The organism is Micromonospora sp. DSM 43699 (assembly GCF_055517075.1).
The window spans coordinates 47,337-57,970 of sequence record NZ_JBTMMT010000045.1 but is presented as its reverse complement, the minus strand read 5'-3'; the positions used below and the strand labels follow the sequence as shown (position 1 = coordinate 57,970).

At 71.7% G+C, this 10,634-nt stretch carries 9 protein-coding genes; 8 read left to right on the top strand and 1 reads right to left on the bottom strand.

Annotated elements, in window-relative coordinates; translation table 11 throughout:
- The first annotated feature begins 293 nt into the window (after nucleotides 1-293).
- The 8 genes from AC0AIB_RS21045 (at nucleotide 294) to AC0AIB_RS21010 (ending at nucleotide 9,584) form a co-directional block, all read left to right on the top strand.
- Entirely contained in the window at nucleotides 294-635 is a 342-nt protein-coding gene (locus AC0AIB_RS21045; RefSeq protein ID WP_328340270.1) for a hypothetical protein, read from the top strand.
- Nucleotides 636-908: 273 nt separating this feature from the next.
- Nucleotides 909-1,979, top strand: a complete 1,071-nt coding sequence (locus tag AC0AIB_RS21040; RefSeq protein ID WP_465097318.1) for a BMP family lipoprotein — start codon at nucleotides 909-911, stop codon at nucleotides 1,977-1,979.
- 198 nt (nucleotides 1,980-2,177) lie between these two features.
- A complete protein-coding gene (locus AC0AIB_RS21035; protein ID WP_465097317.1) occupies nucleotides 2,178-3,881 on the top strand; it encodes an ABC transporter ATP-binding protein in 1,704 nt (567 codons plus the stop codon).
- On the top strand, nucleotides 3,878-5,203 hold the full coding sequence (locus tag AC0AIB_RS21030; RefSeq protein ID WP_328340268.1) for an ABC transporter permease: 1,326 nt from the start codon (nucleotides 3,878-3,880) through the stop codon (nucleotides 5,201-5,203). The genes AC0AIB_RS21035 and AC0AIB_RS21030 overlap by 4 nt, the downstream gene beginning before the upstream one ends.
- A gap of 3 nt (nucleotides 5,204-5,206) precedes the next feature.
- Nucleotides 5,207-6,487 carry an ABC transporter permease gene (locus AC0AIB_RS21025; protein ID WP_328340266.1) on the top strand — a complete coding sequence of 427 codons (1,281 nt, stop codon included), beginning with the start codon at nucleotides 5,207-5,209 and terminating at the stop codon, nucleotides 6,485-6,487.
- Nucleotides 6,488-6,608: 121 nt separating this feature from the next.
- Nucleotides 6,609-7,328: a cytidine deaminase gene (locus tag AC0AIB_RS21020; protein WP_442930577.1), complete on the top strand. Its 720-nt coding sequence runs from the start codon at nucleotides 6,609-6,611 to the stop codon at nucleotides 7,326-7,328.
- Between the two features lie 157 nt (nucleotides 7,329-7,485).
- A complete protein-coding gene (locus tag AC0AIB_RS21015) occupies nucleotides 7,486-8,766 on the top strand; it encodes a thymidine phosphorylase (protein ID WP_328340260.1) in 1,281 nt (426 codons plus the stop codon).
- Between the two features lie 137 nt (nucleotides 8,767-8,903).
- Nucleotides 8,904-9,584, top strand: a complete 681-nt coding sequence (locus tag AC0AIB_RS21010; RefSeq protein WP_328340258.1) for a DUF4272 domain-containing protein — start codon at nucleotides 8,904-8,906, stop codon at nucleotides 9,582-9,584.
- 90 nt (nucleotides 9,585-9,674) lie between these two features.
- On the opposite strand, the gene AC0AIB_RS21005 is transcribed toward AC0AIB_RS21010, so the two are convergent.
- Nucleotides 9,675-10,586 (bottom strand): putative RNA methyltransferase, encoded by a 912-nt coding sequence (locus tag AC0AIB_RS21005; protein ID WP_465097315.1) that lies wholly within the window; start codon nucleotides 10,584-10,586, stop codon nucleotides 9,675-9,677.
- Nucleotides 10,587-10,634: the final 48 nt, after the last annotated feature.

Below are 10,634 nucleotides of genomic sequence, written 5' to 3'. Positions count from 1 at the left end.
CCCCCACCCCCACCCCGCCGTCGGGGTTGATCAAGAGCTTTGCGTCATGAGAGCGGTCCGACATGACGGAAACCTCTTGATCACCGGTGCGGTCTGGAGGGTTCCGGCCCGCCCGGTCCTTTGCCGAGGAGTACTGGGGTAGGGGCTTGGGCCGGACCGGGAGTGCGGTCCTGGCGGGGTGGCGAGTGCGGTCCTGGGGGCAGGGGTGTGCGGTGAACGGGGGAGATCACGGATTGAACTCAGCCGGTGGGCCACCTACTACAAAGTGTCGTTGATGGGGGAGGATAGCCGGCGTGGAAGCTCTTCGACTGATCCTTCTCTATGTCCATCTGATCGGGTTCGCGCTGCTGCTCGGCGGTGCGGTCGCCCAGTACGTCAGCGGTCGGCTGCGGGTCAACCAGGCCATGCTCTGGGGCTCGGTGATCCAGTTGCTGACCGGCCTGGGCCTCTCCGCGCCGCTGCGCGACGGCGACGAGCCGGCACCCGCCAAGCTTGTTACCAAGTTGGTGCTGGCACTGCTCATCTTCGTCATGGTCTTCTTCTCCCGTAAGCGGGCGCAGGTGGCCCGTGGCCACTTCCTGGCGATCATCGGGTTGACCCTGGTCACGGCCGCAGTGGCGGTGTTCTGGCGGTAGTCGGCCGAGGCCGGCGGGGGGCACCGGGAAACGGGCGTTCGCGACACCGGGCCGGTCAGCGCTGGCACGCTGAGTGATGTGCCCCACCCCCGGGTTACGCCGGGATAACGAGCGTTCAACAGTCGTGCACGATTGGCGGCCGGTGGGTGGGCGTGGGGCTACGCTCCCGTCCGTAACGTGGGATGCCGGCGGCACAACGCCTGTCGGTTCAAGGGCTGCCACCGCACGAGGCGGTGTGCAATGGAAGGAGACGTCTTGCGCTCTGTGCGTGGGATGCGGATCGCCTCTGCCATCGCGGCGGGTGGGCTCGTGCTGGGTGCCGCCGCGTGTGGTGAGGCGCCGGACGACGACAACAACGCCGGTGGCAGCGGCGACAAGAAGTACAGCGCCTGCATGGTGACCGACGTCGGTGGCATCGACGACAAGTCGTTCAACACCTCCGCCTGGAAGGGCCTGGAGGAGGCCAAGAAGGCCAACGACAAGATCGACATCAAGTACGTCGCGTCGAAGGCCGAGGCGGACTACGAGGTCAACCTGACCGGGTACGTCAACCAGAAGTGCGACTTCATCCTGGCCGTCGGTGGTCTGATGTCGGACGCCACCAAGAAGATCGCCGCCGCCAACCCGAACCAGCAGTTCGGCATCGTGGACGCGAACCCGGCCACGGCGAACGTCTACCCGATGCAGTTCGACACCGCCCAGGCCGCCTTCCAGGCCGGCTACCTGGCCGCCGGGATGAGCAAGAGCGGCAAGGTCGGCACCTACGGTGGCCTGCCGATCCCGCCGGTGACCATCTTCATGGACGGCTTCGCCGACGGCGTGGCGTACTACAACAAGGCCAAGAGCAAGAACGTCCAGGTGCTGGGCTGGGACAAGGCGACCCAGAAGGGTTCCTTCACCAACGACTTCGCCAAGCAGGACGAGGGCAAGAAGGTCTCCGACGCGCTGGTCGCCCAGGGCGCCGACATCGTCATGCCGGTCGCCGGTGGCGCGGGCCTCGGCACCACCTCCGCGGCGAAGGCCTCGGGCGGCAAGTACTCGGTCGTCTGGGTCGACGTCGACGGCTGCGAGAGCACCCCGGACTGCGCGGCGCTGCTGACCACCGTGGTCAAGAACATCCCGGACGCCGTCAAGGACGCCGTGCTCAAGGCCGCCGGTGGCGAGAAGCTCGCCGCCACCCCGGGCTTCGTCGGCAACCTGGCCAACAACGGTGTCTCGATCGCCCCGTACCACGACTTCGACAGCAAGGTCCCGGCGGACCTCAAGGCCGAGGTCGACAAGCTCAAGGCGGACATCGCCGCCGGCACCATCACTGTCACCTCGAAGGCCCAGCCGACCAAGTGACCGCCGCGTCGGCCGCCGCGATGGGATCATCGGCAGCGGCGGCCGGCGGGCACCAGGCATGACGACCGGCCGTCCCGGCGTACGTGGGGGAATCCACGGGCGTCGGGGCGGCCGGTCCGCGCACCGGTCGGCCGGCACCCCGGTGGCCGGTCGACCGGCAGCTAGGCTGCACCATCGCTCGCACTCCAGGAGGTTGCGCTGAGACTCGAACTGCGCGGCATCACCAAGCGGTTCGGTGATCTGGTCGCCAACGATCACATCGACCTGACGGTGGAGCCTGGAGAGATCCATGCCCTGCTCGGCGAGAACGGTGCCGGCAAGTCGACCCTGATGAACGTGCTCTACGGGCTCTACCAGCCCGACGAGGGCGAGATCCTGGTCGACGGCCAGCCGCTGAAGCTGAAGGGCCCCTCCGACGCGATCGCCGCCGGGATCGGCATGGTGCACCAGCACTTCATGCTGGTGCCGGTCTTCACCGTGACCGAGAACATCATGCTCGGTGCCGAGCAGGTCCGGGGCGGCATCGTCGGCTTCCTGGACCGGCGGCGGGCCCGCCGCGAGGTGGCCGAGGTCTCCGCCCGGTACAACCTGCGGGTCGACCCGGACGCGGTGATCGAGGACCTGCCGGTCGGCATCCAGCAGCGGGTCGAGATCGTCAAGGCGCTCACCCGCGACGTCGACCTGCTGATCCTGGACGAGCCGACCGCGGTGCTCACCCCGCAGGAGACCGAGGAGTTGCTCACGGTCATGCGGTCGCTCAAGGCGGCCGGCAAGTCGATCGTCTTCATCACCCACAAGCTCGGCGAGGTCAAGGCCATCGCCGACCGGATCACCGTGATCCGGCGCGGCCGGACCGTCGGCACCGCCTCCCCCGAGGCGAGCCGGGACGAGTTGGCCGCGCTGATGGTCGGCCGCAACGTCCGGCTCACCGTGGACAAGCAGCCCGCCACCCCGGGCCGGCCGATCCTGGAGGTCGCCGGCCTGGTCGTCGACGACGACCGGCAGATCCGCGCGGTGGACGGCATCGACCTGACCGTACGCGCCGGTGAGGTGTTGGGCGTGGCGGGCGTGCAGGGTAACGGGCAGACCGAGCTGATCGAGGCGATCATGGGGCTGCGCCCGACGCTCGCCGGCTCGGTGAGCCTCGACGGCGAGCCGGTCCACGGCTGGTCCACCAAGAAGGTGCTCCGCGCCGGGGTCGGCTACGTGCCCGAGGACCGTAGCGTCGACGGCCTGGTCAAGGAGTTCAGCGTCGCGGAGAACCTGGTCCTCGACATCTACGACCGGCCGCCGTTCGGCAAGGGCCTGGCGCTGCGGCCGGACGCGATCGCCTCCTCCGCACGGGAGCGGATCGCCCAGTTCGACGTGCGTACCCCCTCGGCGGACGCGGCGGTGGGCACCCTCTCCGGCGGCAACCAGCAGAAGGTCATCGTGGCCCGGGAGCTGTCCCGGCCGCTGAAGCTCTTCATCGCCGCCCAGCCCACCCGGGGCGTGGACGTCGGTTCGATCGAGTTCATCCACAGCCGGGTCATCCGCGAGCGGGACGTCGGCACCGCGGTCCTGGTCGTCTCCAGCGAGTTGGACGAGGTGATCGGCCTCGCCGACCGGATCGCGGTGATGTACCGGGGCCGGATCATCGGCATCGTCGGCCCGGACACCCCGCGCGAGGAGATCGGCCTGCTGATGGCCGGCATCACCCCGGACCCGCCCGGGGCCGCCCCGACCGGTGGCGCGGCCTCCTCGGCAGCGCCCGGGACCGCCCCGACCGGTGACGCGGCCACTCCGTCCGCGCCCGGAACGGCTCCGGCGGGTGGCGCTGCCGCCCCGGCCGAGGCGACCGGCGGTACGGGCGGCGGCGTGGCACCGGCATCCGAGAGCCCTGGTAACGAGGACGAGGCATGAGCAACCCCAACCCGGTGTCCGGCTCCCCGGACAAGGAACCGGCGACCGAGGCGGAACTGACCGCGACCGGCAAGGCCGACCGGGGCGCCACGATGACCTCACCCAAGCAGCCCGGCCCGGGGCCCCGGCCCTCGCTGGGTCGGCTCTTCCTGGACAACCTCTGGGCCGCCAACACGGTGACCGTCACGGTCCTCGCGCTGGTGCTGGCGATGCTGGTCGGCGCGGTCCTGATCATCGTGTCGGACCCGGAGGTGCTGGCCACCTACGGCTACATCACGGCCCGTCCGGCCGACGCGCTGAACGCGAGCTGGACGGTGGTCAGCGAGGCGTACGCCAACCTGTTCAAGGGGGCGGTCTTCGATCCGGAGGCGTCCGGCTTCACCGCCGCGTTGAGCCCGATCTCGGAAACCCTGACCTACACCGCGCCGTTGGTCTTCACCGGGTTGTCGGTGGCGCTCGCCTTCCGGGGCGGCCTGTTCAACATCGGTGCCCAGGGGCAGGCGACGATGGGCGTGATCCTGGCCGCCGTGGCCGGCTTCGCGTTGCCGCTGCCGCCGGTGGTGCACCTGGTCGTCGCGTTGATCGCCGGGGCGGTCGGTGGCGCGGTCTGGGGTTTCGTCCCGGGCATCCTCAAGGCCCGCACCGGCGCGCACGAAGTGATCAACACGATCATGCTCAACTACGTCGCGGTCTACTTCCTGTCCTGGGTCATCGTGCAGAACGGGGTGCAGAACCCGGACCGGGCGGACGCGATCAGCCGGCCGGTCGACTCCTCTGCCGCGCTGCCCCGGCTGCTCGGCGACAACCTGCGGGTGCACGCCGGCATCCTGCTCGCGGTGCTTGCCACCTGGGCCATCGCCTGGCTGCTCAACCGGTCGACGCTCGGCTTCGAGCTGCGGGCCGTCGGTGCCAACCCGGACGCGGCCCGGACCGCCGGCATCAGCGTCACCAAGACGTACGTGCTGGTGATGGTGATCGCCGGCATGCTCGCCGGGCTCGGCGGCAGTCAGATGGTGCTCGGCTCCACCGCGAACGCGCTGACCCCGTTGGTGATCGCGCAGATCGGCTTCGACGGCATCCTGGTGGCGCTGCTCGGCCGGGTGAAGCCGTGGGGGGTGCTGCTGGCGGCGCTGCTGTTCGGCGCGCTCCAGGCCGGCGGCAACCGGATGCAGTCGTACTCCGGGATCTCGTTGGAGCTGGTCACCGTGCTCCAGGCGCTAATCGTCATCTTCATCGCCGCGCCGGCCCTGGTGAAGGCGATCTTCCAGCTCCGGGCCGCCCGCGCCGCCCGGTTGCAGACGAGCCTCGCGAAGGGCTGGTGAGGCATGTCCACCACAGCTGTTCCCGACGTCGCCGTGGCCGCGGTCGACGAGGGTTTCTGGACCCGGCAACGCAAGACCGGCGCGGTCCTGCTGGCGCTGGGCGTGCTCGCCGCCGTGCTGTTCGGGGCGCTGGCCACCGGTCAGCAGGCCCGGTTCACCCTCAGTGAGACCGAGGGCGGCGCGGCGTTGGAGATCCACGGCACGGTCGGCGCGATCCTGTTCGGGATCGTCGCCGCCGCGGCCGGCGGCGCGCTGCTGGCCGGGGTGCCGAAGCGCTGGTTCACAGTGGTCCTCGGCGTCGGGCTGGTCGGCTTCGTGCTGAGCTTCCTGTGCTGGCAGGTCTCCGCCGCCCCCGAGGGCCGCAACTTCATGCCGATGGTCAACATCGTCCGGGGCACCTTCGTGCTGGCCCTGCCGCTGGTCTTCGGCGCGCTGGCCGGGGTGCTCTGCGAACGGTCCGGTGTGGTCAACGTCGCCATCGAGGGGCAGTTGCTGATGGGTGCGTTCAGCGGCGCGCTCTTCGGCAGCCTCTCCGGCAGCGTCTGGGTGGGCCTGGTGGCGGCGGCGATCGGCGGCGCGCTCGTCTCGCTGCTGCTGGCGGTCTTCGCCATCCGCTACCTCGTCGACCAGGTCGTCATGGGGGTGGTGCTCAACCTGCTGGCGGTCGGCGTCACCGGCTTCCTCTACGAGCGGCTGATGCAGACCGACGCGGAGAAGTACAACAGCGCGCCGCGCTTCGGCAACTGGGAGATCCCGCTGCTGAAAGACATCCCGCTGCTCGGCCCGGCGCTGTTCCGGGGCAACATCTTCCTCTACCTCGGCCTGCTGCTGGTGCTCGTCATCCACCTCGCGCTGTTCCGTACCCGGTGGGGGCTGCGGACCCGGTCGGTGGGCGAGCACCCGACCGCCGCCGACACCCTCGGGGTCAAGGTGCTGGGCCTGCGCTACCGCAACGTGCTGCTGGCCGGGGTGGTGGCGGGCATCGGTGGCGCGTCCTACACCCTGGCGCTCTACAGCTTCACCAAGAACATGATCGGCGGCAAGGGCTTCATCGCCCTGGCGGCGCTGATCTTCGGCCGGTGGAGCCCGACCGGCGCGCTGCTCGCCGCGCTCTTCTTCGGCTTCGCCGACCAGCTCGCCACCTACCTCGGCGCGATCGGCAGCAGCATCCCCAACCAGTTCCTGGCGATGCTGCCCTACCTGGCGACCATCCTGGCGGTGGCCGGGCTGGTCGGCCGGGTCCGGGCACCCGCCGCCGACGGCAAGCCGTACGTCAAGGGCTGAGATCCGGCCCGGTCCGGTGGGGGGAGACCTCGCCGAGCCGGGCCGGGTCTGGTGAAACAGCGCGGGGGCGGCGCGCGTCGGCCGGCACCATTCGCGCATCCGAGCCGGTGACCTGGGCAGAATGAGGGCTATGAGCGAGATCGACTGGGAGCGGCTGCGGGCCGCCGCCACCGAGGTGATGCGGCACGCCTATGTGCCGTACTCGAAGTTCCCGGTCGGCGCGGCGGCCCTGGTCGACGACGGCCGGGTGGTGGTCGGCTGCAACGTGGAGAACGCCGGGTACGGGGTGACCCTCTGCGCCGAGTGCGGGGTCGTCTCCGCCCTGCACGCCACCGGTGGCGGGCGGCTGGTCGCCATGTCCTGCGTCGACGCGACAGGCGAGCCACTGATGCCGTGCGGCCGGTGCCGGCAACTGCTCTGGGAGAACGGCGGCCCGGAGTGCCTTGTCGAGTCGAGGACCGGCCCGCTGCGGATGGCGGAGCTGCTGCCGCACGCCTTCGACGTGGCCGACATCGAGGCGGTCGTCGGCGAGACCCCGGTACCTGTGGTGCCGGACCGGTTGGCCGCCTGGCGGGGGCGGGGGACCGTCTTCGTGCACCCGGACCTCTCCGCCGGTCAGCAGGTCTGGACGGCGTACTGGGAGCGGTCGGCGGGGGACACCGACGAGACCGGGCCCGGGGTGCTGGAGGAGGGGCCGAGCTGGGGTGACCCGGCGGAGGCGATCACCTGGGGGCTGGCCCGTACGCCCAGGGTGGTGGTGGTGGACGCGGAGGGCACCATCTTCTGGGCCGGCGAGGGCGAGCCGCCGCTGGAGATCCCGGCCCGCTGGGCCGCCTCCTGAACCCGCCGGGCCGCCTCCCCAACCCGCCGGGCCGCCTCCCGAACCTGCGGGGCCGCCTCCCGAACCTGCGGGGCCGCCTCCCGAACCTGCGGGGCCGCCTCCGGGACCGGCAGGTGGTCACGCCGATTTCTGCAACGACTTCAGAGGGAACTCAACGGTGAGTGCTTTTACCGCGGTCGACGTCATCCGGGCCAAGCGGGACGGGGGCGTCCTGAGCGACGGCCAGATCGACTGGGTGGTCGACGCGTACACCCGGGGGTCGGTGGCCGACGAGCAGATGTCGGCGCTGGCCATGGCGATCCTGCTGCGCGGCATGACGGTGCCGGAGATCGCCAGGTGGACCGCCGCGATGATCGCCAGCGGGGAGCGGCTGGACCTCTCGGCGGTGGCCCGGCCGACAGTCGACAAGCACTCCACCGGCGGGGTCGGTGACAAGATCACGCTGCCGCTCACCCCGCTGGTGGCCGCCTGCGGCGGTGCCGTGCCGCAGCTCTCCGGCCGTGGGCTCGGGCACACCGGCGGCACCCTGGACAAGCTGGAGTCGATCCCCGGCTGGCGGGCGGCGCTGAGCAACGCCGAGTTCATCACCCAGCTGCGGGACGTCGGCGCGGTCATCTGCGCGGCCGGCGACCAGCTCGCCCCGGCCGACCGCAAGCTGTACGCGCTACGCGACGTCACCGGCACCGTGGAGGCGATCCCGCTGATCGCCAGTTCGATCATGAGCAAGAAGATCGCCGAGGGCACCGGGGCGCTGGTCCTCGACGTGAAGGTCGGCTCCGGCGCGTTCATGAAGAACGTGGCGGACGCCCGTGAGCTGGCCCGGACCATGGTGGCGCTCGGCGACGCGCACGGGGTGCGGACGGTCGCCCTGCTCACCGACATGTCCACCCCGCTGGGCCTGACCGTCGGCAACGCGGTCGAGGTGACCGAGTCGGTGCAGGTACTGGCCGGCGGTGGCCCGGCCGACGTGGTGGAGCTGACCCTGGCGCTGGCCCGGGAGATGCTCGAGGCGGCCGGGCTGCCCGACGCCGACCCGGCCGCCGCACTGCGCGACGGGCGGGCGATGGACGCCTGGCGCTCGATGATCCGTGCCCAGGGTGGTGACCCGGACGCCCCGATGCCGACCGCCAACGAGGTGGAGGTGGTCCGCGCCGAGGCCGACGGGTTCGTCGAGTCGGTCGACGCGTACGCCGTCGGGGTGGCCGCGTGGCGACTCGGCGCCGGTCGGGCCCGCAAGGAGGACCCGGTCAGCGCCGCCGCCGGGGTGGTGCTGCACAAGCGCCCCGGCGACCCGGTGCGCGCCGGCGACCCGCTGTACGAGCTGCGCGCCGACGACGCGACCCGACTGCCGGCGGCGCGGGCCGAGGCCGCCCGGGCGGTCCGGGTCGCCGCCCACGCACCGTCGACGTCGCCGCTGGTCATCGAGCGGATCGGCTGAACGACCGAGCCGGTCGGAGACTGGTGCGGCCGAAACCGGGCGGCCGGCATGGTGCCGGTCGACACGGAGCGCTATTCTCCCAGGCCAGGGGGACCGAACGGCGGTGACGCCGACGTGAGCAGACAGGGAATCCGACCGTGCTGGTAGCCGCCCCCGATCCCCGGGAGGTCCGCGAGGCGAGCCTCGACGAGTTGTCCCGGCTGGGCCTGCCCCTGCCGCCGGCCCAGTTTCCCCTGGTGTGGGAGCCGGGCGACGAGATCGAACTGCGGCCCACCGGGGAGATCGAGGCGCGTATCGCGGTGTTGCACCTGATCCTGGCCAGGTGCTTCGGGATGCCGGCGCAGACGGCGATGAGCTGGCTGCTCGAATCCCACCTGGTCGACATGGTCACCCCGCCCGAGTGGCAGTTCGTGATGGGCGGCAAGGGCGACCACCGCTCGTTCGTCCTGCACCACGACGCGCTCTTCTCGCTCTCCTGGGTGCTCGGCCTGAGCAAGCAACTCGACCCGACCGTACCGGTGGACGAGCGGCTGGTGGAGCGGATGCCGTACCTCGCCGGCGGGGAGACCTTCGACCAGTGGCGGGCCCGCATCCTGGCCGCTCCCCAGCACCCGGCGGACGCCGCCGCGCTGCTCGACCTGCACTACTGCCTGGACTGGGCGTACCTGGAGGTGGAGAAGTCGGGTCACCGGCTACCCGGCCTGGTGGACGCGAACGCGATCGGCCAGCGCCGGTGGGCGTTGGAGTGGGCGGTGATGCTGCGCGGGCCGTACCACGACGAGCCGCCCGGCTGGGAAGAGGTCGACCTCTCCACCTGAGCTTCCGGGCTGCGCGGTCCCTCACCACCGGGTGGGCCGGTGCGCCGTAGTGCCGTGGGTCGACGGGTCAATGCGTCGTGGCGCTGGGGGTCAGCGGGGGCGCCAGACGGTGAGCCGTACCGACGCGGTCACGGTGACCGGCGCGGGCAGTGCGTCGATCGCGGCGGCGAGTCGTCGCGGGTCGGTGTGCCAGGCACTCGGCCCCATCCCGACCAGGGTGGCCACCTCGGCCCGGTCGAGGGTGAGCCGGGCGGTGTGCACGGCGCTGTGCTCCGACGTGAAGTTCCCGGCGAGGCTTTCCGCGACCCGGTCGGTCTTGGCCGGGTCGACCCGCAGCAGCCCGAGCACGTCGACCAGTTCGGCGAGGTGGGCGTCGGTGGGGGTGACCACCAGCAGCGCCCCGGCCGGGTGGAGCACCCGGTGGAACTCGACGCCGTTACGCGGGGCGAAGACGTTGAGCAGCACGGCGACCGACCGGTCGGCCAGCGGCAGCCGCTGCCAGGTGTCGGCGAGCGCGGCGGCGGCGCGCGGATGGGCGCGGGCGGCGCGGCGCAGCGCCGGCTTGGCGACGTCCAGGGCCAACCCGACGGCGGCCGGCACCGCCGCCAGCACCGCCGCCAGGTGCCACCCGGTGCCCGCCCCGGCATCCACCACCAGCGGGTACGCCCCGAAGCCCGCTCCCGGCCTGTCCGCTCCCGGCCCGTCCGTTGCCGCCTCGGCGAGGGTGGATGCCGCCGCCTCGGCCAGGGTGGACGAGATGAGGTCGTAGTGCCCGGCGGCCAGGAAGTCGGCGCGGGCGGCGACCATCCCGGCGGTGTCCCCGACGTGCGGGGCACGGCCGGTGAGCAGGTTGACGTACCCCTGGCGGGCCAGGTCGAAGCTGTGCCGGCGGGGGCAGCGCAACGCCCGGGTGTCGGTGGCGGCGGCCAGCGGCTCGGCGCAGACCGGACAGCGCAGCCGGGCGACGATCAGCGGATACGTCGCGTCTAGGGGCGACGTCATGTCGTCAGCCTGCGTCGTGCCGTCGCGGTGTGTCGTGTCGTCGGGCTG

What these genes read in the sequence shown, in the direction of transcription:
- AC0AIB_RS21040 (WP_465097318.1), top strand. Translation starts at nt 909, where the DNA reads ATGCGGATCGCCTCTGCCATCGCGGCGGGTGGGCTCGTGCTGGGTGCC.
- AC0AIB_RS21030 (WP_328340268.1), top strand. Translation starts at nt 3,878, where the DNA reads ATGAGCAACCCCAACCCGGTGTCCGGCTCCCCGGACAAGGAACCGGCG.
- AC0AIB_RS21025 (WP_328340266.1), top strand. Translation starts at nt 5,207, where the DNA reads ATGTCCACCACAGCTGTTCCCGACGTCGCCGTGGCCGCGGTCGACGAG.
- AC0AIB_RS21020 (WP_442930577.1), top strand. Translation starts at nt 6,609, where the DNA reads ATGAGGGCTATGAGCGAGATCGACTGGGAGCGGCTGCGGGCCGCCGCC.
- AC0AIB_RS21005 (WP_465097315.1), bottom strand. Translation starts at nt 10,586, where the DNA reads ATGACGTCGCCCCTAGACGCGACGTATCCGCTGATCGTCGCCCGGCTG.